Source organism: Parendozoicomonas sp. Alg238-R29 (assembly GCF_947331445.1).
In the GTDB taxonomy this organism is placed as follows: Bacteria; Pseudomonadota; Gammaproteobacteria; order Pseudomonadales; family Endozoicomonadaceae; genus Sansalvadorimonas.
Map to the genome: position 1 here is coordinate 11,634 of NZ_CAMZOG010000038.1, position 22,667 is coordinate 34,300.

The 22,667-nt window shown below is 47.8% G+C and carries 22 protein-coding genes; 14 read left to right on the forward strand and 8 right to left on the reverse strand.

Annotated features, from left to right (window positions below):
• The 4 genes from QMA35_RS11150 to QMA35_RS11165 are packed head-to-tail and all read left to right on the forward strand — an operon-like array spanning nucleotide 1 to nucleotide 3,576.
• Nucleotides 1–897, forward strand: a complete 897-nt coding sequence (locus QMA35_RS11150; protein WP_281647228.1) for a hypothetical protein — start codon at nucleotides 1–3, stop codon at nucleotides 895–897.
• Nucleotides 894–1,802 carry a cyanophycin synthetase gene (locus QMA35_RS11155; protein WP_281647229.1) on the forward strand — a complete coding sequence of 303 codons (909 nt, stop codon included), beginning with the start codon at nucleotides 894–896 and terminating at the stop codon, nucleotides 1,800–1,802. The genes QMA35_RS11150 and QMA35_RS11155 overlap by 4 nt, the downstream gene beginning before the upstream one ends.
• Nucleotides 1,802–3,043 carry a hypothetical protein gene (locus tag QMA35_RS11160; RefSeq protein ID WP_281647230.1) on the forward strand — a complete coding sequence of 414 codons (1,242 nt, stop codon included), beginning with the start codon at nucleotides 1,802–1,804 and terminating at the stop codon, nucleotides 3,041–3,043. Before QMA35_RS11155 ends, QMA35_RS11160 begins: the two co-directional genes overlap by 1 nt.
• Entirely contained in the window at nucleotides 3,040–3,576 is a 537-nt protein-coding gene (locus QMA35_RS11165; protein WP_281647231.1) for a DinB family protein, read from the forward strand. Before QMA35_RS11160 ends, QMA35_RS11165 begins: the two co-directional genes overlap by 4 nt.
• Nucleotides 3,577–3,750: 174 nt before the next feature.
• Here the strand turns inward: QMA35_RS11165 and grcA are convergent, their stop codons facing one another.
• Nucleotides 3,751–4,134 carry an autonomous glycyl radical cofactor GrcA gene (gene grcA / locus QMA35_RS11170; RefSeq protein ID WP_281647232.1) on the reverse strand — a complete coding sequence of 128 codons (384 nt, stop codon included), beginning with the start codon at nucleotides 4,132–4,134 and terminating at the stop codon, nucleotides 3,751–3,753.
• Between the two features lie 167 nt (nucleotides 4,135–4,301).
• Nucleotides 4,302–5,252 (reverse strand): protein DA1, encoded by a 951-nt coding sequence (locus tag QMA35_RS11175; RefSeq protein WP_281647233.1) that lies wholly within the window; start codon nucleotides 5,250–5,252, stop codon nucleotides 4,302–4,304.
• A 96-nt stretch (nucleotides 5,253–5,348) separates the two neighbouring features.
• On the opposite strand from QMA35_RS11175, the gene QMA35_RS11180 reads away from it, so the two are divergent.
• On the forward strand, nucleotides 5,349–5,741 hold the full coding sequence (locus QMA35_RS11180; protein WP_281647234.1) for a hypothetical protein: 393 nt from the start codon (nucleotides 5,349–5,351) through the stop codon (nucleotides 5,739–5,741).
• Here the strand turns inward: QMA35_RS11180 and QMA35_RS11185 are convergent.
• From QMA35_RS11185 to gpmM, 5 genes are all read right to left on the reverse strand, one after another.
• The gene (locus QMA35_RS11185) at nucleotides 5,728–6,282 is read right to left on the reverse strand and encodes a TIGR00730 family Rossman fold protein (protein WP_281647235.1); all 555 of its coding nucleotides are present in this window, start codon (nucleotides 6,280–6,282) and stop codon (nucleotides 5,728–5,730) included. The genes QMA35_RS11180 and QMA35_RS11185 overlap by 14 nt on opposite strands.
• 40 nt (nucleotides 6,283–6,322) lie before the next feature.
• Nucleotides 6,323–6,805 carry a hypothetical protein gene (locus tag QMA35_RS11190; RefSeq protein ID WP_281647236.1) on the reverse strand — a complete coding sequence of 161 codons (483 nt, stop codon included), beginning with the start codon at nucleotides 6,803–6,805 and terminating at the stop codon, nucleotides 6,323–6,325.
• 361 nt (nucleotides 6,806–7,166) lie between these two features.
• Nucleotides 7,167–8,573, reverse strand: coding sequence for a S41 family peptidase (locus QMA35_RS11195; RefSeq protein WP_281647237.1), 1,407 nt, complete (start codon nucleotides 8,571–8,573; stop codon nucleotides 7,167–7,169).
• 61 nt (nucleotides 8,574–8,634) lie between these two features.
• Entirely contained in the window at nucleotides 8,635–9,816 is a 1,182-nt protein-coding gene (locus QMA35_RS11200) for a peptidoglycan DD-metalloendopeptidase family protein (RefSeq protein ID WP_281647238.1), read from the reverse strand.
• 259 nt (nucleotides 9,817–10,075) lie between these two features.
• Nucleotides 10,076–11,611, reverse strand: coding sequence for a 2,3-bisphosphoglycerate-independent phosphoglycerate mutase (gene gpmM / locus QMA35_RS11205; RefSeq protein ID WP_281647239.1), 1,536 nt, complete (start codon nucleotides 11,609–11,611; stop codon nucleotides 10,076–10,078).
• Between the two features lie 257 nt (nucleotides 11,612–11,868).
• Here gpmM and QMA35_RS11210 point away from each other — a divergent pair, with 257 nt between their 5' ends.
• The 6 genes from QMA35_RS11210 to QMA35_RS11235 all read left to right on the forward strand — a co-directional run bounded on the left by QMA35_RS11210 (nucleotide 11,869) and on the right by QMA35_RS11235 (nucleotide 17,587).
• Nucleotides 11,869–12,285: a rhodanese-like domain-containing protein gene (locus tag QMA35_RS11210; RefSeq protein WP_281647240.1), complete on the forward strand. Its 417-nt coding sequence runs from the start codon at nucleotides 11,869–11,871 to the stop codon at nucleotides 12,283–12,285.
• Nucleotides 12,286–12,306: 21 nt separating this feature from the next.
• Nucleotides 12,307–12,567 (forward strand): glutaredoxin 3, encoded by a 261-nt coding sequence (grxC, locus tag QMA35_RS11215; RefSeq protein WP_281647241.1) that lies wholly within the window; start codon nucleotides 12,307–12,309, stop codon nucleotides 12,565–12,567.
• Between the two features lie 235 nt (nucleotides 12,568–12,802).
• Nucleotides 12,803–13,267, forward strand: coding sequence for a protein-export chaperone SecB (secB, locus tag QMA35_RS11220; protein ID WP_281647242.1), 465 nt, complete (start codon nucleotides 12,803–12,805; stop codon nucleotides 13,265–13,267).
• Between the two features lie 261 nt (nucleotides 13,268–13,528).
• Nucleotides 13,529–14,131, forward strand: a complete 603-nt coding sequence (locus QMA35_RS11225; RefSeq protein WP_281647243.1) for a hypothetical protein — start codon at nucleotides 13,529–13,531, stop codon at nucleotides 14,129–14,131.
• Nucleotides 14,132–14,186: 55 nt separating this feature from the next.
• Entirely contained in the window at nucleotides 14,187–15,074 is an 888-nt protein-coding gene (locus QMA35_RS11230) for a hypothetical protein (RefSeq protein WP_281647244.1), read from the forward strand.
• Between the two features lie 35 nt (nucleotides 15,075–15,109).
• Nucleotides 15,110–17,587: a TcfC E-set like domain-containing protein gene (locus tag QMA35_RS11235; protein WP_281647245.1), complete on the forward strand. Its 2,478-nt coding sequence runs from the start codon at nucleotides 15,110–15,112 to the stop codon at nucleotides 17,585–17,587.
• Here the strand turns inward: QMA35_RS11235 and QMA35_RS11240 are convergent.
• Entirely contained in the window at nucleotides 17,565–18,299 is a 735-nt protein-coding gene (locus tag QMA35_RS11240) for a hypothetical protein (protein ID WP_281647246.1), read from the reverse strand. The genes QMA35_RS11235 and QMA35_RS11240 overlap by 23 nt on opposite strands.
• A gap of 242 nt (nucleotides 18,300–18,541) precedes the next feature.
• Here QMA35_RS11240 and QMA35_RS11245 point away from each other — a divergent pair, with 242 nt between their 5' ends.
• The 3 genes from QMA35_RS11245 to QMA35_RS11255 are packed head-to-tail and all read left to right on the forward strand — an operon-like array spanning nucleotide 18,542 to nucleotide 22,665.
• Complete coding sequence (locus QMA35_RS11245; protein ID WP_281647247.1) at nucleotides 18,542–19,552, forward strand: hypothetical protein; 1,011 nt, start codon at nucleotides 18,542–18,544, stop codon at nucleotides 19,550–19,552.
• A gap of 54 nt (nucleotides 19,553–19,606) precedes the next feature.
• A complete protein-coding gene (locus tag QMA35_RS11250) occupies nucleotides 19,607–20,161 on the forward strand; it encodes a hypothetical protein (RefSeq protein WP_281647248.1) in 555 nt (184 codons plus the stop codon).
• A gap of 17 nt (nucleotides 20,162–20,178) precedes the next feature.
• On the forward strand, nucleotides 20,179–22,665 hold the full coding sequence (locus QMA35_RS11255) for a TcfC E-set like domain-containing protein (protein WP_281647249.1): 2,487 nt from the start codon (nucleotides 20,179–20,181) through the stop codon (nucleotides 22,663–22,665).
• The last annotated feature ends 2 nt before the right edge of the window (nucleotides 22,666–22,667 follow it).

Genomic DNA, 22,667 nt, shown 5'->3' on the forward strand with positions numbered 1-22,667 from the left:
ATGTTGATCCGTTCTCTGCAGGTTTTGTTATACATTTTCCACAGCTTTCGCCTGGGTGCGAAACCCTGGAAGTTCTTTCAGCTTAATGCGGAGTACTTTAACGAAGGTAAGGGGATTTTCTCCAAGCTGGATATAGATCAGTTAATCCCGCCACGCTGGAGACTGGCTCAGTATCGTGATACCGGTAGAGAAAGGCCAAAAACATTTCCAGTTTTTGTAAAGCCAGAGTGGGGACAAAACTCTGTTGGCATACGCAAAGCTGGAAGCCAGGTTCAACTTGATCAGATTCGCTCCACCCGGCCGGGCGGTAGTATGCCTTACCTGATTCAGGAAGCCGCCAGTGGTGAACGAGAGTTCGAAGTGTATCTGGTGCCAGATGCTGGTACAGAGACTTATTCCATCCTGTCTGTTATCGAAACACTGAATACCACGGGTGAGAAATTCCCTGTTAATGGTATTCACAACAGTGAAACCTGTTATCGAGATATGACCGGCTCGCTTTCCACAGAACAGTTGGAGAAAATCTGGCAACACCTGAAAAGCGTTGGCCCTTTTCGCATAGCCCGTTTTGGTATTCGAGCGAATGATCTGGAAAATCTGGTAGCCGGAGAGTTCCATATTTTTGAAATTAACCTGTTTATTCCCATGCCTCTGGTGCTACTGGCAGAAAATGTTTCGCTTAAGAGAAAGCTCAAGATTATGAACCGGATGACTATTCAGTTCGCCAGAATGACCAACACTCTGCCGGAGAAAGATAAATACTCATCTGTGTTTTTTCGAAAGATGGTTGCTCATCGGGAAAATCAAACGATGGCAAGCAGGCTGGCAGCGCAGGAGCCAGCCCTTCAGGAAGCCGTTATCCGTAAAAGAGTTGCCCATAAAGGAGTGTCATTATGAAGGCGATGAAAAAAGCTCTCTATGCATGGATCAGCAAAACCTTTATGGATGGCTGTACCAGTTATAACTCACTGGATGTTCGCAAAAGCTGTCGTTCAAAGGAGCAAGCCCGTGACGCCTTTGCTACCCATGATATTCCCCATGCTCGCGGCGATATTTTTATAAATCCTTTCCGGGCTATTCGCTTTGCTAAAGAACATGGATTCCCGCTGGTGGTGAAACCGAATGTCGGTGGTTTTTCACGGGGTAGTTTCTTCCCGATTAAAAACTACAAGGAGCTTTGGAAGGCGATTTTGCTGGCTAAAGTCTGGTGGCCGACCAGCGTTATTGAGCAGTATCTGGAAGGTCGAAACTATCGGGTTCTGGTTGCCAATGGCCGGGTGATTTCTGTCATTCGCCGCTACTCTCCGTTTGTGACAGGTAATGGCCAGAGCACGATCAGTGAACTTATTGATCGTGAAAACAATGTGCGCGAAGAGATGGGGCTATTTCCCTGCATTTACCCTTTAAATAAGTCAGATGAGGTCAAGTCTTTTCTTGGCAAGCATGGTTACACCCTGGATTCTGTGCCACCAGATGGTGTAGAGGTAAAGCTTTTCCATCGCATCGCTCTGGCGCCTGGTGGTGTCATAGAAACCATCAAAAAGAATACGGTGGCAGCCGACAATATCCAGTTGATGGAAAAGGTTCTGGATATTTTCAATGCCAATATTCTTGGTATTGATGTGATTCTGGAAAAAGGGATTGAGCACAGCTACAAAGATCAAAAATGTATTTTACTGGAGGTAAACTCCCGCCCTTATGTGAAGATGCACGACTATCCTCGCTTCGGTGAAAGGGAAGATTTGTCTGGTTATTTTGATGAACTGGATAAGCTGGATATCGCTCAGGCGGATATATTCTGATGATCAGGCTGTCGGGGTATTTCTATCAATTTACAGGAATGCACGCCTTTCTTACCGGGCTAATACCGTTTTATCTGCCAGTGATTCTCTGGCGGGAAACTGGTTCTCTGGCATTGATCTCCGGCTTTATATCTTTGTCGGGTGTTGGCTTTCTTGCCTGCTTGATGCTCTGGGAGAATATCCGCAATAGTCGTTACAGCAAAATGGTGATTGCCGGTTCCTTTATGGCCGAAGCGGTGTTGATCTCTTTGTTGGTCAGCGAAGAGCTGACCATGGGGATTGGCGTGTGGGGCGCATCTGTTCTGGCCTTAATCAATGGAGCTTATGGCTGCTTTTACTGGCTGACCCTGCGAGCCTTATTTATCAAACAACCAAAAGATGGGCGTGAACAGAAAACAGGTAATCGCTTTGGTAACTTTCAGTTAGTTGTAGGTATTTTGCTGAAGATTGGTATTCTGGTTGGAGCCTTTTTGTTGGAAGCAAAACTGGATATCTGGCTGGTACTTTTAACGCTCGCAACGGCTGGTGTTGGAATTACCAATGTTTTCAGTTCCAGAAATCATGATTCAATCGCTTTCTCTCTCAGTGGTTCAGCGGTAAGTTTTAAACAGATCGCCCGCTTTAACCCAGGGAACTTCTCCCGCTCTGTATTCTTTCTTGATGGACTGTTTCTGTTTCTGGAAAGTTATTTCTGGGTTCTTTCTCTCTATGTGCTCAGTAATCAAAGCTTTTCCCGTTTGGGTGTTATTGTTGTTGGTCTTGCTGTGATTCTCTCATTACTGTTTCTCGCGATTAAGCGTCATATAGATGCTGCTGACTCACGTCGTGTATTTATCCTTGCTGTGGGGCTGTACTCGCTGTCTTGGGTCTTAAGAGGTTTTGCCGATGAGGGTATGACTTCGACGACACTTTCAGTGTTTATTATATCAATTGCATTTATGACCAGCTTTTTCAGACTGGCATTCAATAAGTTGTTTTTTGATCGTATTGAGCCGGAGCAGGCTCAGCTGTTTATTCTCGCCAAGAGCTGGTTTACCCAGACTGGTGTAACAGTGTTCTTTGGTGTTCTTGCTCTTGTTTTCTGGGCACAGGGTAGCCATCCCGACGTTATCAAATATGTTTACTGGATCAGTGCCTTGCTGGCAATACCGTATCTTTTTTATATCCGTCAGACATTTTCTTTATTTGGTTTGCGGATTCCTTTTCTTCAATTAAACGCCTTTACAGGTAAACAACAATGAATAAAGTCATAAAAGGAAATATTGAAACCATTGATCAGCTTTCTGATTTTATAGGCGGGTTATCAGAGGCAGAGTACAACTATACTCACGGAACCGTGTTGAGTAGTTCTATTGGCCAGCACTTGCGCCACATTCTTGATCTCTACCATTCCTTGATGACTTCATCCGGTTTTGAACTGGTAGATTATGATATTCGCCGACGTGGTGCTGCTCTTGAAACCGATAAGTCAGCAGGTGTTGCTGAGTTAAAGGCGATACGACAATGGGTTATTGAATTAACCTCCCAGCAATTGGAGGGCTTCTGCACAGTTAAAACGGAAGTTATGTTGTCAGACTCTTCTTCGGTGACCGCTGAATCCACTGTTCAAAGAGAGTTATGTTTTGTGTCCAGCCATCTGACCCACCATTTGGCTCTAATGGCCATTTCTGCAAAACTGGCTGGCTGTGAAGTCAGCGACAATGTTGGTCTGGCTCCTGCTACGGCTAGCTTTGTGCGGAGCCAACAACCTAATGAGGTTGCACTGGCTGGCTAAAAGGGGTGGGGTCTGCGGTGAGTTTTTCGGGATTTATAGCCACATGTTTGATGCCATGCCTGTACCATGTGTGATGCGTGGCAGTGCTGATGAGCTTTGGATGTATAAATACTCTTCCCAAAAAGCAGCGTTCTCTACAGCGAGAGGCGGTTCTATAACCGCCTCACTGGCATCTTACATAGACTCTGTAAAGGTGCGGGTGATGACATCTCGCTGCTGCTCTGGAGTCAGAGAGTTAAAGCGCACAGCATAGCCGGAAACGCGGATGGTCAGAGATGGGTACTTCTCTGGGTGCGCAGCGGCATCTTCCAGCATCTCCCGGGACATTACGTTTACATTCAGGTGCTGGCCGCCTTCGCGCTTGGGTTTGGCCTGCAGGGACACTTCCCGGTATTCAAATTCGCCCAGTTGGTTCAGGCTGATAATCTCGTCCTGAGCAAAGAGCTGGTCTTTCACGCAAATACAGCGCGCCTTGCTTTGTTGTTCGTCCAGCAACCAGAAGGAATGCTCCAGACTAGTGTTGGCGGCGGATGTGATCTGAATACCTTTAACGCTCATGCTAAACCCCTTTTCACCAGAGTGGTGAAAGACTGCTTTCCTTCAACTTGAGTTGAAATTTACTCTTTGGTGTTGAGTGTGGCAATTGATCCAAATCAAAAATGAAGTTGTTCTGGTGAATTGTTGAACAGAAACCCATGGTTTTCTTAAAGAGTGATGTACGACGTTTAGTCGTAAAAGAAGGCCGCAAGGGCAGAGGGAAATTTTCTTTTCTCAATAACGTAGCGGGTAAGGGACGATAGGCGCATTGTTCTTAAAGCTTTATTGGCTGCTCTGAATCCGTCGCCATAAACTGGATCTGAGCACTCCTTGATGACTTTCATGCGGTAACGAGCGTCATCTGTCTTCTGTTGTTTTAACCACAAATATTCAACCAGTACACACATGCCTTCCTCCACTTGCAGTGGCAGCTTTTCACCTTTCGGATTGTTGTAGAAAAACCAGGCATGAGTCAGTTCGTGAATAACTACGGTGCGGAAATGTTCTTCGGGCAAGTTTGTCTGGATCAGTATTTCATTGAACTGCCTCGAAACTATACGTTTGCCCACGTATGTGGTGCTCCATTTTGCCAGACCAAGCAAAGGGTGCTCATCATGGTTATCGTGGCGGCTATTACCATGGAGTTCGTCACGATTCGTTAATCGTGTGGGGGTATCAGCATTGTAAAGGTTCAACCCAAGAGACTTTAAAGCAGCGCGCATCTCCATCATCAGTTTTCTGGCCTTTGATTGGGTTGTCACTCCTGTTTCCGTACACAGGTGGCAAATCATTAATCCATCGGGGAAGCGCATGCCGCCGTTAGTGACCGGGCCACAAACAATGCGCCCACAGCTGGTGCAGGTGGCGTATTTTTTATGGGAAATGCAGTACTTGTTGCCCCAGTAATCCTGAAGATACCCACCAGTAAGAGGTTTGCTGCAAACATCGCAATTTGGGATAAAAGCCTTCTGGTAACAAGGAGTATGCCAGGGCTTTCCGTCTTTCTTGATGTATTGCCCCAGAACTGGCTTTTGACACCCTGCACACAAAAAACATTTATGATGCCAGACCTTGTTAAAGGCTCGCACAAACTTCCCTGAAATCGGCTTCTGGCAATGGTGGCAGTGCACGGAGTCCATATCCTTGTTATTTCTGAATATTTTCAGCTTAGCTGCCAGTTGGATTTGATGTTGAAGACTATAATCTGAGCTGATGTGTCGGATAAGGAGCCAGTTATGGCCAGCAGTATTCACCGGCATGCCGTTATCGCCCATATCCCTGATGAGCGCATAGTGGCAAATATGGATGTCGAATGCGTTATCACACCAGAGACTCCAGAAAAGGCTCTGGATGTGAAAGTCGATATTTCTCAGAGAGGAGGTTTGCGAACGTCACGCCATTTTGTTCTGCCGGCGGGGATCAGTTACAACATGCCCCACTATCTTCGTAATATTTTGAAAGAGGCGCACCTCGAAGCGGATGACCTGACCAGCCCGCTGACAACTGCGACTGGTCGATGTTCACCCATGGTTATGGATTTTGTGGATACCATCATCCAGAAGCTGCACAGTGGTTCAGAGCCTTTGAATCTGGAAAAGTATTTAAGGTCAGACCCTAAGCCGGTCTAAATCTTTGCTCCCCCAGACTGTTCAGCAACTCCTCGGGAGTGTTGCCAATATGCAACAGCTGGCGGTTCTGGGGAGCAAGCAACCCTATTGAACAGGCATGATCGAGGAAATTGATCAGGCTATCGTAGTAGCCATTAACGTTCAGAATGCCCACAGGTTTTGAGTGGAGCCTGAGTTGGGCGTTAGTCAGTGCCTCAAACAGCTCATCGAGAGTGCCGAAACCTCCAGGCAAAGCAATGCAGGCGTCAGCTATATCCATCATTTTGTTCTTGCGGGAAGCCATATCAGCAACAATATGCTGCTCTGTCAGTGACATGTGAGCAATTTCCATATCGACAATAGTATTTGGAATAATGCCAATAACCTTGCCACCGCCTTCCAGTACACGATCGGCCAGAGTTCCCATCAGCCCGGTACTGCTTCCCCCATAAACAAGAGCTTTATTGTGGGCGACCAGTGTGTCTGCCAGTTGTAGGGTACTGTTCAGAATATCGGGGTCATTACCCGGGCGGGCACCGCAGAACACACACACTGATTGCATTGGTTTATTCCTGAAAGATATGTCCTGATATTGGCATTATTCAGGAATCGTCGTCCATAGGAATATCATAGAGTTTGAGTTGCTCTCTGAGATTCTCCCAGTGGCCTTCAGGAACTGTTTCCTGTTTAGGTATAATGGCGGGCAAATCAGGATTAAAGATAAATTCTTTTTTACTATTATCCTTTTTCTTCAGTTTGATACGAACACCCTGCTTTGCCGCAACGGTTATGGCTCTGGCAAAATACTCGCCCATTTCGTTATCCGGAAAAATTTCCTGGAAGCAGAAGTCTGTTTCCAGCTTCTCTATCTTTCTCGGAGTAACAATCGTATGTGTAAGGATTCGACGTCCAGCTGAGTTATCCTGAGGGAAGCGAATCCACGAAGTACATTCGGTAGTGTTGACTGTAAATTCAGACAGCTTCCGCTTAGGAGAAGGGGCAGATGAACCTGAAGCCTGTGGCAGTTCCGGGGCTGGCCTTTGTCTGCGGTGAGCATCCATAGATTGTCTGATTAATTCCTGCATGGATAGCCCCAGCACTGTCTGGGCATCTTTTACCTGAACCGGTCTATCAACGACAGAGGACGTGGATGGAGTTTTTGCTGGAGCAGGCCTGGGTATCGAACGTTTAGCGGGAACCTTGCTGTGCGGGAGAGGCTTTTCTTTCCCCGTGCCGTTTGGTGCTGATGATTTTTCAGTCTGCAAGGGCTCACAAGGTCGCTTGTCGGGTGAGGTAAAAGAAAATCCAATGCTTGGATTGAGAGGTCTGTGTTGAGCCGCCATAACCCTTTCCCATAGTGATCTGCTCAGCTGGGTAGGGTAATGGGAGGTTTTGGAGGAAGGTATAACTCTGCGGACAGTCGTTCTGACTGTCCGCAGGTTCATCTTAATGTTGGTGCTTGGCAGGCTCAGTTGCTGGAGCAGGTTCAGTAACACCAGCCTGACGGGACAGGTGCAGGCTTTTCAGAATATTCAAAGCCTGATTGAGCTGGTAATCACTGACATCCAGAGGTTGATCATCAGCTTTCTTGTCGCTCTTGTTAGCCTTGCTACTTTTGGCTTCAGTTGTGCTGTCCAAGTGGCCCCTGAGATCGGCTTCCCGGTAGCCGTTATTCTCTTTCACTCGGGTAACACTCGCGTTATCGACATTGATATCCGGCATAATGCCTTCTGCCTGAATAGAGCGACCGTTTGGGGTGTAATACAGTGCCGTTGTCAGTTTCAGGCCTCGTTCGCTGTCGGAGGTAAGCGGCAGAACTGTTTGCACAGAGCCTTTGCCAAAGCTCTTGGTTCCCACAATAATGCCGCGACGGTGATCCTGCAGAGCACCGGCAACAATCTCGGAGGCGGACGCTGAGCCACCATTAATCAGTACAACCAGAGGAATGTTGGTGGATGGATCTTTACCGTTGGCGCTGTAGCTCATATTTGAGTTAGGAATACGCCCCTTGGTATAAACGATCAGGCCATCTTTCAGGAACACGTCAGCAACATCTACAGCAGCCTGCAGCACGCCACCCGGGTTGTTGCGCAGATCAAGTACAAGCCCTTTCAGCTTGTTGTCTTTGTCTTCTGTGCGCAGTTTTTCCAGAGATTCATTCACTTCTTTGCCGGTATCTATCTGGAATTGGCTGATACGAACATAACCAAAGCCCGGCTCCACTATTCTCTGGCGAACGCTGTCGACTTTGATAATGTCACGAACAATAGTGATTTCCAGAGGCTGGCTGGCACCTTCGCGGATAATGGTGAGTTTGATCGGTTCGCCGGTTTTACCGCGCATCATCTCAACAGATTTTTTCAGGCCCAGCCCACGAATAGGTGTGTCGTCAAGCTTGATGACCAAGTCTCCGGCTTGAACGCCAGCGCGTTTGGCTGGGGTGTCATCAATTGGGGTGATAACCTTGATCAGGCCATCTTCACTGCCAACTTCGATGCCCAGGCCGCCGAACTCACCAGAGGTGCTTTCTTCGAGATTCTTGAAGTCGTCTGGCTGCAGGTAAGCGGAATGCGGGTCGAGATTATCGAGCATGCCTCGAATGGCATTTTCCAAAAGGGTTTTGTCATCAACAGGCTCCACATAGGAGTTCTTGATGCGCTGTACAACTTCGGTAAAAGCACGCAGCTCATCAAGAGGTAACCGACCTTTTTCCTGTTTGGTTGCAACCTTCTCAGGCTTAGCCGCTGGCTCGGCCTGAGCACTTTTTTCTTCGGCTGAAACCGGTGAAGCCAGTGGTGACAGTGCCAGAAAGGCTGTCAGGGACCAGGAAAAAATAGTGGTACGGGTGGGCATGCATTGCTCCTGCTGAGGCTGATCCCGGAAAATATTTATTAAATGAGTATATCCCGAGCTTCTAACGGGATGCTACCAGCCACGTCATTGGGTTGGATGGCTTGCCTTTATAGCGTACTTCAAAGTACAGGCCGGAATGTGGTTGTCCGCCACTGTTACCAACTCTGGCAATAGCTTCACCGGGTAAAACCCAGTCGCCCACGGTTTTCATCATATCCTGATTGTGAGCATAAAGAGTCATATAGCCATTACCGTGATCCAGAATCAGCAGCTGCCCAAAGCTTTTCATCCAGTCGGCAAATACCACGCGACCATGATGAGGTGCGTTTACAATCGCACCTTCACTGGCTTTAATGTATACGCCATTCCATGTGAGTTTTGTGTCTTGTCGGCGCTCTCCGAACTTGTAGAGAAGTTGGCCTTTTACCGGCCAAGGCATTTTCCCGCGGGACTTATTAAAGGGCCTGTCAACGGCAGTGACATCGGCCATAGAAATAATGGAGGCCAGAAGCTCCTGAAGTATCTTCTGCTCTTTCCTCAGACGGCTGAGCCGGGAGTTGTTTTGTTTCTCGTTGGTTGAAAGTTTTGCAAGAGTCTGTTGACGGTTACTCTGATTCGCCTTCAGGTTTTGTGCCCGGCTGGCAAGTGTTTGTTGATGGCGGGAAATCGATTTATTGGCCTTGAGCAGGTTTGTTTCTGCATGGGCTAATTTGCGATCTGTTTCTTTCAGGGCAGTTAGAGAGTTTGACTGAGCCTGAGCAAAGTGATCGTAATACACCATCATACGATGGGCTTTGGCTGGATCTTCCTGGTTCAGCAGAAGTTTCATCTGGGGGTTTTTTCCTGCTACATACGCAGCTTTGAGAGCTTTGGAAACCTCCAGCTGTCTACTGCTTTGTTCTTTTTTCAGCGTTTGCCGCTGAGCTTTCTGCTTTTTTGCGGCATCTTTCGCCTCCCTTAAATCCCGTTCGGTGTTCTTTAGCTCTTTCTGAACCCGGCTGATTTCCTGTTCGGTGTTTTCCAGACGGGACTCGATAGAGGAACGTTCTTTTTTGATCTTTTCCAGAAGAGTTCTAAGGGTTTTTATATCCTGGTTCACGGTCTCAAGGCGTGCAGAATTGCTGACCTTCTGATCATTGCCTTCTGCCGGAGTCGGCATAGAGAAAGGCATCAACATAATCAATGCAGTAATGGCAATCCGTGCCAGAGCTGCTCTTCTATGGGCGGTTGGAGTGATTTTCATTGAGTTCTGCATCACGTCATATGAATCCATTATGCCCAGAGTATTCCTATCCAGAAACCACGATCTGACAGAGAAGCGTGAAGCCCGTAACACATCTGGCTGCTCATACAGTTTTTCAGGGTGGTTAAAACAGTATGGACGGAATTGGAATGTGTTCAATGCCTAAGACTTGGGAAGTGACTATACGACGAAAGTTGTTTTTAGGGGAGAGCCAGCCGGGTGCAGGGAGCACCGGCTGGCAAGAGCAGACGCTATTTAGTTACTTGACCAAATTGTTTCCGGTCATTTCTTCTGGTTGAGGAAGATCCATCAGTTTCAGAAGCGTTGGCGCAATATCAGACAGAACACCTTTCTTAAGGCTAATCTGCTGTGGGCCGGCATAAATCAGGGGAACATGCTCACAGGTATGAGCAGTGTGTGGTTGACCAGTAGTGTGATCCATCATCTGCTCGGCATTACCATGGTCGGCAGTGATCAGACATTGGCCACCTTGCTTTGCCAGGGCGTCGACAATACGGCCTACGCAGGTGTCTACACATTCGGCAGCTTCAACCGCAGCATCAAATACACCGGTGTGACCAACCATGTCGCCGTTGGCATAGTTGCAGATCACCAGATCGTATTCACCGCTTTCAATGGCGTTAACAAGTTTGTCGGTCACTTCTGGTGCGCTCATTTCTGGTTGCAAATCATAAGTCGCAACCTTTGGGGAGCTCACCAGAATTCGGGTTTCTCCTGCCCAGGGCTCTTCCCGGCCACCGCTGAAGAAGAATGTTACGTGGGCATACTTCTCGGTTTCCGCAATTCGGAGCTGGGTTTTGCCCTGTTGCTCCATATATTCACCAAGAGTGTTGGTGAGCGTGGCTGGTGGGAAGGCGCAGGGCGCAGGAATGCTGTCGGCATAACGAGTCAGCATCACAAAGCCTGCCAGGTTTGGCCGCTGTTTGCGGATGAAACCGTTGAAGTCATCATCTGCAAACACTCTGGACAGCTGACGGGCACGGTCGGCACGGAAGTTCATAAAAATCACCGCGTCGCCATCATTCATGATTGCAGGTTTCGCACCAGCAGGAACGATGGTGGTAGCTTTTACAAACTCATCGTTTTCGTCACGCTCGTAGGCCGCCTGCAAACCAGCAACAGCGGTTTCTGCGGTGAATTCAGACTTCCCTGCGGTCATCAGGTTCCAGGCTTCCTCTACACGCTCCCAGCGCTGGTCACGATCCATGGCGTAATAACGGCCAATCAAGCTGGCAACACGGCCAATCCCCAATTTGATTAGCAGAGCATCAGTTTGTTCCAGAGAATCTTGAGCACTGCGAGGAGGTGTGTCGCGACCATCCAGGAATGCGTGAACATAAACTTCCTTGGCACCGCGGGCTGCTGCCATTTCTACCATTGCATGAATATGTTTTTCATGGGAGTGAACACCACCGGGAGACATCAATCCCATCAGGTGTACGGCTTTGCCTTTGGAAATGGCAGCATCAACAGCTTTTACCAGCTCCGGGTTTGTTTGGAAGTCGCCATCTTTAATGGCTTTGCTGATGCGGGTGAGATCTTGATAAACAATGCGGCCGGCACCAAGGTTCATATGACCGACTTCACTGTTGCCCATCTGGCCATCCGGTAGGCCAACATCACTGCCGGAGCCGGAAATCAGAGTGTGGGGGTTGTTTGCCCAGAGTCCGTCCATGACTGGTGTTTTGGCCGCCAGAATAGCGTTGGCATCGGATTCTTCCCGGTAGCCCCAGCCATCGAGAATTAACAGGGCGGTCGTAGTGCGCGTAGTCATACTGTTCCGGATATCGTGTCGGGGATAATGGTGGGCAATTTTAGCGACTTGCTGTAAGTAACTCCATGATAAAGGGAAATACCACAGAGAAGCGGGCCTCTACAGGAGTTTGGAAACTCATAAAAACAGTATGTTTTCAGCCTGTAGTCTGTGCCAGCTCAACAGAGCACAGAGTATTCTCTGGTGTATGGTGAAATTGTCTTATCAGTCTGTATACTTGCCGACTTATTGTAATTTTTGGTTGCCTGATTTTCCCAATGGAACAATTCATAGAATTTGTAATCAATCACCCGGCTCTAACTGGCGCCTTTGCCGTTATTCTGGGGCTGCTGATATTCACTGAGCTGCGCAAAGGTGGCCAGAGCATCACTACCCAGGTACTGACCAAGATGGTTAACCAGGATAATGCCGTTGTGGTTGATATCCGGGACAAGAAAGAATTTGCCCGTGGCGCAATCACCGATTCCATCAATATCCCCCATGCCAGCATCAAAAATCGTGTTGAAGAACTGGAGAAGTACAAAACTGTTCCGGTTGTTCTGGTGGATGCCATGGGTCAGCACAGTGGTATGGCAGGAAAGCAGCTGAAAGAAGCCGGTTTCGAAAACGTTGTTCGCCTGAGTGGCGGCATCGGTTCCTGGCAGGGTGACAATCTGCCTCTGGTAAAGAGCTAAATAAAACGGAATAACCAAATAATGCAGGAAGTCGTTGTTTACAGCTCATCGTGGTGCCCCTTCTGCCAGCGTGCTCTTGCTCTACTGGCTAAAAAGAGCGCTCCCGTTGAAGTGATTTCAGTGGATGGAAAGCCCGATGTTCGTCAGTTAATGGCGGAAAAAGCCGGGAAAACCTCTGTTCCACAAATCTGGATCGGCGACACCCATGTGGGTGGATGCGATGACCTTTACGCCCTGGAAGCCCGGGGTGAACTGGATCAGTTGCTCGCAGGTCAATCCTGAGTCCAAGAACAGTCTCGCACTGATAAGCAGTCTTGAACTCTATAAATAATCTTGAACTTTATAAGCAGTCTTGAACTTTATAAGCAGTCTTGAACTTTATAAGCAGTCTTGAACTTTATAAGCAGTCTTGAACTTTATAAGCAGTCTTGAACTTTATAAGCAGTCTTGAACTTTATAAGCAGTCTTGAACTTTATAAGCAGTCTTGAACTTTATAAATAGCGAAAGGAAAACATGATGTCTGAAGCTCAGTCCAACCAGGAACAGCCACAATTTGCTCTGCAGCGTATCTACGTTAAAGATATCTCTTTCGAATCCCCCAAGGCTCCAGCAATCTTCAAAGGACAGTGGCAGCCAGAAGTTAAGCTGGATCTGAATACTTCCAACACCAAGCTGGAAGAAGAAGGCATGTTTGAAGTGGTTTTGTCTCTGACTGCCACTGTTATGCACGGCGAAGAGACTGCTTTTGTTGCTGAAGTTCATCAGGGCGGCATCTTCCTGGCCAAGAACCTGCCAGAAGGTGACCTGCACCGCACACTGGGCGCATTCTGCCCTAACCTGCTGTTTCCTTATGCTCGCGAAGCTATCGACAGCCTGGTTACCCGTGGCAGCTTCCCTGCACTGATGCTGGCTCCGGTTAACTTTGACGCCCTGTACGCTCAGGCGCTGCAGCAGGCTCAGGCTGAACAGACCAAGCAGTAATACTTCTGTAGTCTCTCAGTTCGATTTGAAAAAACCGCCTTCTGGCGGTTTTTTCGTTTTCGCCTACCCTGACAGGCCGGTCAGGAATGGTGACCTCTGGTTGGGAACCTGATAGCCCTAATTCCATCCAATACACGTAATTCCACATTCCGTTACTTGTACCGGGTCACGTAAGTGATTGTAAAACAAAGAAATGACAGGGAGCGTGGTGAGTGGCTGACGTTGAAGTCAGTTGAATTTGGATGCTTGGGAGCTGAGATAATGCAAGCCAGAGTTTATTTAAACCGTTCAATTCGTTGGCTGGGTGTATGCCTGGTATCAGCTCTTTTTACTGTGACCTCTCTTGTTTTGGCTGATCCGGTCGCCAAAAAAACCTTTGTTTTTGCCCAGGGTGACGGCAAGTCTGATGTGACTGAGGATGTTGATGTTTCCATAAAATTCGACAAGTTAATTGCCGTTAAAGATATTCAGGGTAAAGAGCTTGTTTTAAGTGGCGATAAGGTTGACGGCATCATGACCGATTCGAAAACTTACTGTGTTGGTAAGAACTATAATGGCAATGTCCGCCTGAAAATTACCGGCGATGATCACGAGCATAAAGAGTTCCAGCTGGTACATCAGACTGATCGGCAAAGCAAGATACCGCTGACTGTGAAAGTAATAGATGAAAAGAAGCAGAGTGGTACTCCGATGGTATTTAAACACGGAGATGAAAAAGATATCACTGCGCTGGTTCCTGACGACAACAAGAAAACCTGTGATGAAACGACTACAACCCTTATTGTTGAGGCCGATTCTGCAAAAATTGCGAAAAAGAGTGGTACGTATAAAACAAAGCTACATCTGAGATTTGTTGCGCTCTAATACTGCAGGATCACATCTACACTTTTTGTAAGAGTGTTTAATTCAAAGCAATGGAATGCTTAATTCTCTGTTACCTTTTCTGGGGTTCATCGTTCTTTTCTCTGGCAAGGCCTTGGCTAGCGGCCTGGTTTTCAGTGGTGATCGCTCGGTAGAGCTGATTTCTATCGAAGAGGGCGGTGGCGGTCAGTATTGCATTTGGCAGGAAAGTGCCGGAAGTCGAGCTGTTGACTGGCATTTAAAGCTACTTGTTCCCCCTGGAGGAATGCAGCTCGGCAGTTCTAACCATCCTTCTATTTCTATTCCTTTTGACGTGCGTGTTCAATCAGCACCCGGTTCACCCTTTCGAAGGATACGCAGCAATGAGACTCTGATTCAGGGGAGCAGGCTTTCAAGCTATTGCGAACCGGGTTCCTCTTCCTTTCAGTTGCATATTCAACCTTTGGGAGAGCCAAACCTTATTCCCGGCGGAAATTACCATCAGCGCCTGCCGGTAAGACTTATTGCTTCCGGTGGTGTCATTCAGGATTTGGAGCTCGATCTTCGCCTGACTGTGCCTGAGCGGGTTGGGGCAAGGGTTCTGGATTCTATTCAGTTGCCCAGGTTTGATGGGACATCAGCATCATCCGGTGAGGCTCGTGTCTGTCTATTCCGTAATGGTGGCGGTAATTATTCTGTGCGTCTGCGGGGAGATGGAGCTAATGGTGAATTTGTACTTCAGGGCAGAAAAGAGCTGAACTTTGCTGCTAACTGGCGGGGAGCGGGCATGCCTGCCGAGATTATGGAGCCTGGAAAAATCAGCCGTATTTATCCAGGGTCTTCTCATCCCGATTGTTTGGGAGGGTTTAATGGCCAGGTGGAAGTGAGTTTGCCAGCTCATGAGGCGCAAAGGGCTACCAGTGGCCGTTATCAGGGGCGCTTGAGAATCATTATTCAAGCCCGATAAACCTTAGATACCTTTCTAATATCCGGTTAGATGCCATGACAGGGAATGTCCGGCCTTCTGTCTGCTTGCAGTGGTTGTGTATGCTGCTTCTGCTTTGTAGTGGAAGTGGAATATCTGCTGATGAAAATATGGATGAGATTCCCGCCGGTTTCGAAAATCTGGATGCCCCCAAAGAGACTGAAATTGAAATCTGGTTTGCTGGTAAAAAGCGGGGTACAACCTTTGCTCGCTTTTCCTCTCAATGGATAATTTTCCGCCAGCCCCAAAGTGTTGCCAACATGATTCCAGAAGTTCGGAATAAGGCTTTTGTCGCCAAGTCGTTAAACGGGCAGCTGGCAGGTCATGGTGAGTTAGTTTGTCGGGGAAAAAACAGAAATAACTGTGGAATCCTGCATCCGAAAATTGCTGGGGTGATTCTCGATCATCGTCGTTTCCGGGCCACTGTGTTTATTAATCCTGAACACCTGAAGATTCGGACACTGACCCAGCAGCGTTATCTGAATGAATCCAGCAGTGATATTTCTGCAGTTCAGGGGCTGAGCCTTAACTTGTCCGGGGCTCGCTCAAGAGATTCCACAGACCATTACTCTTGGTATGGCCGTTCATTGATGGCTTTGAAAGAAAATCATCTGCTTACGGACTGGAGTTATGACAAGAAAGAACACTTCAGTGTTTCCTCGCTTTATATTGAGCGAGATTGGCAGGGGCAGGAGCTTATAGGTGGGCTGTTTGGTGCTAACAGTTTTGGCTTGGGTTTTTCTGCTGATCCGCAGTTGCTTGGGGTGAGGCTGGCGCACTCAACTGATTCTTTAAGCAGTCAGAGCGCAGTCAATAACACACCTCTTATTGTTTACCTTCCTGTGCGCGGCAGGGTGGAAATTTACCGGGCTGGAAAGTTATTAAAAGCTGAACTTTTAGAAGCCGGTCGTCAGCAACTGGATACCCGCAGCCTTCCACAGGGGGCATACAATCTGACTATTCGTGTTTATGACGGCACTCAGCTTCTTAACGAACAGCAGGTATTGTATGTGAAAAGTAATAGTCTGCCTGGTGATGATGACCCTCAATATTTCTTTGAAATCGGTCGTCCTGTGGAAAATGTTACGGAAACCTGGTGGCCTCAAACTGGTGCTGGCTGGGTGGCTCGTGGTGGCTATTCACAGCTGTTGACCGAAACTTCTTCGTTTACATTGGCTGCGACAGTCGAAAATAGTGATGCTCTGGCAGAAGCTGGAATTCTCAACCTGAGTGAATTCTTTGAATTTTCTGGTGGTGTGATGATGGCCAGAGAGAGTCGTAAAGGTTTTTACGGCAATGCTGTCTTTAACAGGGAGAGCTGGCAGCTGCAGGCGCGTTATCGCGAGCTTTCTGAAAAGAAGCAGAGAGCAGAGTCTCACTCAAACAATGCGCTGCTTGGTGAAGGATTTCGCACCGGACAGCTGGATTTGTCCAAAAGTTTTGGTTTCGCCAGTGTGGAAGTAGGAAGAGACTGGCAGAGAAGCCAGTCCCAGAAGAGAACGCAGATTACTGACCACATTCGTTTTGAGTGGCCGTTGCTGAAAGATTCCTCCTTCGATATGCGATTGACCCTTGATGCATCCAGCGCACAGTTGGCTGACGGTAGAAATTCTCAGGTATTGGCGAGCCTTACGCTCACCCACCGGGAAGGGGTTCGTACAGCAACTGTGAAACAGAATCGGCAGGAAAATAAAACGCAGGGCAATCGAAATGTCTCCCTGACGACCCGAGCATCTGCACGGTGGCAAAAGCTGGAAGCTGCCGGGCAAACTATTACTGCTGGAGGTTATCTGGAAAAACAAAGGCAGCAGGACATGTTGGGCGGCGATGCGTATTTTGCCGGCAAGTGGTTGGGAGGACAGGTGGCACTGAATCGCTCCCTTCCTGAGCAGGGACATGCCGTAACCAACTATACCGGCAGTTTCAGTACCAGCGCTTTGGCCCGGCCTGACAATGTTTCTATTGGTGGTGGCCGCTTGAGCGACAGTGCTGTGCTGGTGGCATTTGACGGTGATGGGGAGGGATACTTTGATATTCTGGTGAACGGTAAAGCCGTGACTTACGGTCGGGCCGGAGAGGTGGTACCTATTGTACTTACGCCTTTCCGTAAGTATGGGCTTTCCATTAAAGCTAGAGGAAATAATTTCTCGGATTATGACGACACTGAGCAAAGCGTGACACTTTACCCCGGCAATGTGGCCCGCGTTTCCTTCTCTGTTGTTCAGGTTTTTCCAGTGCTGGGGCGTTTGTATGATACAGATGAAAATATTCTGGATAGCGCTATTGTGGAAAATGTTCAGGAGCCGGTTCTTACAGATAGTCATGGTATTTTCCAGGCCAGGGTTCGACCTACAAAAGAAATCCTGAAAGTTCAGAAGGCCGACGGAACACACTGTGAAGCTGTTTTACCAGAAAAGAATCAAAGACGTATACGGCGGGGCGTGACTTTGCTGGGACGTTTAATCTGTAATCCTACTGACTCTTCTGTGGAGTAGGCGCGTATTTAGGCAGAGTATCTTTACCGTTAAAGATTTTTTTTATCGTGCTTTCATCCTGAGTATTCATAACAAATTCAACCTCCCCTTCCCACGGCAGTTGTAGTTGCCAGCTGGCTCCTGCGTATATACGCTCCCCTTCCAGTTTTTGGCACTCCGAAGTTTTAGCCGGATTACACTGGCGACCACTTTCCAGATACACATTACTGTTGCCATCGTTGAAGAGAGTGAGAGTTTTTCCTTCACGCTTACCAAGAATGCTGAAGACAGGCTTAACAGGCCGAACGATAACCAGCAGTTCATAAGATACAAGAACCTTCACCATATCCTGATCGCCTTTGAGGCGCCCAGTGGCAGGCTCTACAATCACCCGGTAGATGCGTTCCTTCTTTTGCTCTTCGTCAAGGTTGAGCAGGCGAACAGGGTTGCTCTGATTACCTTCAAGAGCCATACGGGATGGTGTGGCGATAAGAAGAGCGTTGTCTGGGTCAATCAGTGGTCGTCTGGATTCATCCACTCGCCCGGGATTGATAACTTCGTAAACCGATATTCCTACATAAGCCTTGTCGGACGAACCATTCAGCACATTGATATCGGTGTAGTACTCACCATCAGGTTCAAATTCGATGATGGCGCGATCTACAGAAATATCTGCCAGTGCATGGAAGGTCATTATTGCCAGCAGGCTTGTGAACAGGCGTCCGTAACCCATGTTTTTGATTCTTACGTTATAAAAAAGACTTAAAAGGAAGCATAGATCATCTCCTCACAGATGCTTTTAGGGTGGCAGAAAAGTGCTACCTGGTGACGCAGTTTGTCACTTGGTGACTTTCCGGATTGTCAACGACGTATCAAATTTCTTCACTTTGTTTTGTGAAACAGTTGTCGTTTGTGGAGGGACGGTTTGTTACTATTGACTGGCATGACTTTTGCGAAGTGTCTTTTGAGTCAATCGTGAGTAGTAAGACAAAAAAATTTGTGATACGACAACTGGCTGTGGCTCTGTTGTTTCTGGGGTGGGCTCAACTTGGCTATACCGCTCCTGAGTGTGAAACGGTCAACTTTTTGGGGTTTCGTGGCGAATACTGCCACGAGATCAAAGAGCTAGAAGACATTGTGATTAGGCCATCGGAATCTGATCTGCAGGACAATGCAGGGGGAAGCCTGATCGTTAATGAGAGCTACTGCCATACCTCCACACGCAATGGCTCAGCCTGGGATTTTCATGTGAATTTTCAGTCTGGAAGCGGTGCGGTTGACCTTGGCAATGGCAATTACCGCCTGAGTTCCTCTACAGGTAGTTCCTTGCCAGTCAATGTTCAGTGGCGGGGAAGCTCAAACTCAGGCTTCGAAGCGTTTGATGCAGGAACAACAAGCAGCTCAATACCTGGAGCCGTTAGCTGTGCAAATTCAGGAGCACAAATAAGAGTAGCGGTTGCAAGAAGTGCTTTAAGAAACGCAAAGCCGGGCACATACAACGCAACCCTGAGAATGCAGCCGGAGGTAGATACATATTTCTCCAGCAGAACGTTTACACCAGTGAATTTCGCGATCATGTTGCCGGAACTAACAAAAATAAGCCGACTGGATGATATGAGCGTAACCCAAAGAAATGCAGATGATGATGGCTATGCGCAGGATGAAAGATTCTGTGTCTTTGTCTGGGGTGGTGGTGATTACAATATTTCAGCCAGTGGTGGAGTGGGAACCAATGATCCATTCCTGCTGAGAAATGGAAGTCAGAGCCTGGCTTACGATGTACAGCTCTCAACAAGAGCGAATGGGAACAGATTACAACCCGTTTCTCCCGGGCAGGCACTGACTGCCAGCGGAGGCAGTTCACTTCTGAGCTGTGGCAATAGCGACAATGCCCGGGCAAGAGTAGAAATATCAGATTCGGTAACAGCGGGTAAACCAGCTGGAACCTATAGCGGAACACTCTATCTAACGGTGGAGCCAGCCTGAAGGCGCTCACTCCAGGGTGTGATTACTAAAACAAGAAGCAATAAAGGTTGGACTATGAAAACAATGATACGCAAAGCGTTGGCAGTGGCTGTATTGGCTGGGGTTTCTGGTGGAGTTATGGCTGGAACCTTGGGGGAAACCTCAAATGATGATTTTGTGATCACATATACACAGGATGCTTTGAACCGGATTTGGGGACTAAAGGACGTTACGATAGAGGATCTGGATACAGCTACAGCTCCAACTGGTGATCCTGTTGCTTGCATGTATTCGAATGCCGATACCGATGTTACTGTGGCTGCTGAAAACGCAGGAAGTAATGCGTTTCTGCTTAGAATTAACTCAGATGACACAGCAGGTATTCCATACGAGGTAACTCTGAAAGATGCCAGTGATGACAGTTCTCTAGGTACAGTGAAAGCAGGCAGTACTTCAATAAATATCGACAATGATTTTTTTGATACACAACCCTCTCCATTAGCGGCAAATGATGCCTGCACCACTGGAGGGAATATCAAAGTATCTGTGACTGCTAACTCCTCAGCAGGCGATCCGTATCCAGAAGGTACATATAAAGACACTATAACTCTGACTGTAAGCGCCAACTAAAGTCGCGGTTTGGACTTTTGATTTTGTTTCGGCGGTTCAGTGTTTTTGTTGGAATTATTTTTCTGACTTTCGCTGGCGCATTGCCAGCGAAACCTGTTTTTATCGCTAACAGCAAAATCCCATCCGGCTTCGAATCCTTGAATCGTCCCCAGCGTTCGCTGGTGGATATCTACTATGGCGGCCGATACATCACGTCTCAGGTCGCCACCTTTACTTTTGAGACAATCAAGCTGCCTGCTCCAAAGGATGTGGTGGGGCGAATTCGTGATGTCACTGATCCCGAGTTAATAACACGTCTATTGTCAGGAGAAATTCTTGGCAACTCTCAGGAAGTCTGCGCTCCACGGCAAACCCGTGGTTGTGGTCGTTTATCTCCCGAAGTTGTGGGCGTGATATTTGATGAAAACCGCTTTCGGTTGGATGTTTTTATTAATCGCAATTACCTGACTACACGTCAGGCAGATGTTGAACGGTTTCTTCCACCTTCCGATGGTGGCTTTGCTTTTTTGCAGAATTTTTCTGCTACTGCCTCAGGGAATACTTCAAGCAGCAGAGGCAATAATAACTCCGATTATACGGTTAACGGTGTAAGTCTTCTGTCGTGGAAAGAGAACAGTCTTTATGGCAGCTGGGATTACACTAAAAATCAAAAATTAACTGTTGACCGACTTTATGGGCAGCGGGAGTTTGAAGGTGTTGCCTGGCAGGGCGGCATGCTTTCCAGTCGTGGCTTTGGTTTGAGCTTTACTTCCGATCAAACTCTTTTAGGTGGCCGAATTGCAACCTCCGATAATACTCGATTAGACACAGGTTTTACTGGCGGCGTTCCTCTGGATGTTTTTTTGCCAACCCGTGGTCGTGTTGAACTGCGCAAGGATGGCAAGCTTCTCACCTCTCAGTTTTTTGAAGCGGGTAATCAGGAACTGAATACTTCTTCTTTGCCCGATGGTGCTTATGACCTTGAGGTCCGCATTGTTGATGATTTGGGTAATCAAGTCAGTAAAGAAACCCGTTTCTTTGCCAAGCAAAATCGCTTACCCGCTTCTGGCGAGTGGGACTGGTTTGTTGAGTCAGGAAACATCTTAAATCGTACCGCTAATAAAACTTTACCAGAAACCACTGGTCAGTGGCTCAGTCGTGCTGGTGTTGGCAGAAGGCTAGGAGATACCTGGTCCGGCACACTGGCTCTGGCTGCAGATAATGATGAAGCCTTGTTAGAAACAGGCCTGTTTCATGTTGGCAGTTTCTACGATCTCTCTCCTTACGCCATGGTGGATGATGATGGTAATCATGGTTTTGGTGTGGATGCACGAACCCGTGCCTGGGATATATCCCTGAATGGTAACTATCGCAGGTTGTGGAGTAACGCTCCGGCCAGCACTTCAGATAACAATGATAATAATCTGCTTGGGGAAAGCTTTGAGCAGATCAGCAGTTCGGTAAGTTTGCCGTTTTACACTGGTAGTGTGAGTTACCGTTACAGCTACAACAAACGCCAAAATGATGCGACCGAATCCCACGGTATTAACTGGCGTGGTCAGTTGTGGCGTACCAATGACTATGATCTGGATTTTGATCTTGGATTGAGTAAATCCGGTGATAATGAAGTTATTCTGGCGACTCTAAATTTTCGACTGCGCCAGGATCGTTGGGATTTCCGTGCATCCCCTTCTGCGGAATGGAGCAAAACTGGTAACAACAAAGATCGTGACGAAAGGCTGCAACTCACGACAAGCTGGAACGATGACGATCTTTATGATGCTGATGTCAGGTTTGATGCCGGTATTTCGAAAGGTTCAGATCAGGATCGCTTCAATACCAACCTTCGTTATGCCAACCATTTGGGAGCCGCTAATCTGGCTTTGGCTCATACCCGTGCTGGTGACAGCCGGGCAACTAGCTATAGCTTGAATATGGGTACAAGCCTGATGGTCAATAGCGACTATGTTTCCGTTGGTGGTGAGGATCGTGCCCAAAGTGCTGTAGTCGTTTATATCGAAGGCCGGGATGGGGATCGGTTTGATGTAATAGTTGATGGTCGTCGTGAAACTTATGCGGTTGTCGGGCAACCAACCCTGATTCCTTTAACACCATACGAACAATATCGAATTTCCCTCAAGCCTGCTGGCACAGCCATGTATCGGTTTGATGAAAAGATTCAGGAAGTCACACTTTATCCAGGCAATGTTGTGCGTATGGAAGTAGAGGCTCTACCTTTGCGGTTGGCCTTTGGACGGATTCTGTTTACTGGCTTTGGTGAAACCGGAGGTCGCATCACAGGAGGTATGGCTCCGGTCACGTTAGACGAATATGGGTTGTTCCAGCTGGAGATTCAGGCCAATACACCAGAGTTGCGCGTTGAACTGGATAATGGCTGGGCTTGCCGGATCCAGCTCCCGAAAGACAGTGGTGAAGATATTCTGAGATTGGGAACTGTGAAACTCTCCGAAACGGATTGCCAGCCATGGCTGGACGGTGAACTGGCGATCAGCCAAACGGAATAACA

Excerpts from the sequence above, each read along its gene's own strand:
- QMA35_RS11240 (WP_281647246.1), bottom strand. The coding sequence starts at position 18,299 with ATGGGTTACGGACGCCTGTTCACAAGCCTGCTGGCAATAATGACCTTC.
- secB (WP_281647242.1), top strand. The coding sequence starts at position 12,803 with ATGTCTGAAGCTCAGTCCAACCAGGAACAGCCACAATTTGCTCTGCAG.
- QMA35_RS11230 (WP_281647244.1), top strand. The coding sequence starts at position 14,187 with ATGCTTAATTCTCTGTTACCTTTTCTGGGGTTCATCGTTCTTTTCTCT.
- grxC (WP_281647241.1), top strand. The coding sequence starts at position 12,307 with ATGCAGGAAGTCGTTGTTTACAGCTCATCGTGGTGCCCCTTCTGCCAG.
- gpmM (WP_281647239.1), bottom strand. The coding sequence starts at position 11,611 with ATGACTACGCGCACTACGACCGCCCTGTTAATTCTCGATGGCTGGGGC.
- QMA35_RS11250 (WP_281647248.1), top strand. The coding sequence starts at position 19,607 with ATGAAAACAATGATACGCAAAGCGTTGGCAGTGGCTGTATTGGCTGGG.
- QMA35_RS11155 (WP_281647229.1), top strand. The coding sequence starts at position 894 with ATGAAGGCGATGAAAAAAGCTCTCTATGCATGGATCAGCAAAACCTTT.
- QMA35_RS11180 (WP_281647234.1), top strand. The coding sequence starts at position 5,349 with ATGGCCAGCAGTATTCACCGGCATGCCGTTATCGCCCATATCCCTGAT.
- QMA35_RS11190 (WP_281647236.1), bottom strand. The coding sequence starts at position 6,805 with ATGCAGGAATTAATCAGACAATCTATGGATGCTCACCGCAGACAAAGG.
- QMA35_RS11185 (WP_281647235.1), bottom strand. The coding sequence starts at position 6,282 with ATGCAATCAGTGTGTGTGTTCTGCGGTGCCCGCCCGGGTAATGACCCC.
- QMA35_RS11165 (WP_281647231.1), top strand. The coding sequence starts at position 3,040 with ATGAATAAAGTCATAAAAGGAAATATTGAAACCATTGATCAGCTTTCT.
- QMA35_RS11235 (WP_281647245.1), top strand. The coding sequence starts at position 15,110 with ATGACAGGGAATGTCCGGCCTTCTGTCTGCTTGCAGTGGTTGTGTATG.
- QMA35_RS11150 (WP_281647228.1), top strand. The coding sequence starts at position 1 with ATGTTGATCCGTTCTCTGCAGGTTTTGTTATACATTTTCCACAGCTTT.
- QMA35_RS11175 (WP_281647233.1), bottom strand. The coding sequence starts at position 5,252 with ATGGACTCCGTGCACTGCCACCATTGCCAGAAGCCGATTTCAGGGAAG.
- grcA (WP_281647232.1), bottom strand. The coding sequence starts at position 4,134 with ATGAGCGTTAAAGGTATTCAGATCACATCCGCCGCCAACACTAGTCTG.
- QMA35_RS11195 (WP_281647237.1), bottom strand. The coding sequence starts at position 8,573 with ATGCCCACCCGTACCACTATTTTTTCCTGGTCCCTGACAGCCTTTCTG.
- QMA35_RS11210 (WP_281647240.1), top strand. The coding sequence starts at position 11,869 with ATGGAACAATTCATAGAATTTGTAATCAATCACCCGGCTCTAACTGGC.
- QMA35_RS11225 (WP_281647243.1), top strand. The coding sequence starts at position 13,529 with ATGCAAGCCAGAGTTTATTTAAACCGTTCAATTCGTTGGCTGGGTGTA.
- QMA35_RS11160 (WP_281647230.1), top strand. The coding sequence starts at position 1,802 with ATGATCAGGCTGTCGGGGTATTTCTATCAATTTACAGGAATGCACGCC.
- QMA35_RS11200 (WP_281647238.1), bottom strand. The coding sequence starts at position 9,816 with ATGAAAATCACTCCAACCGCCCATAGAAGAGCAGCTCTGGCACGGATT.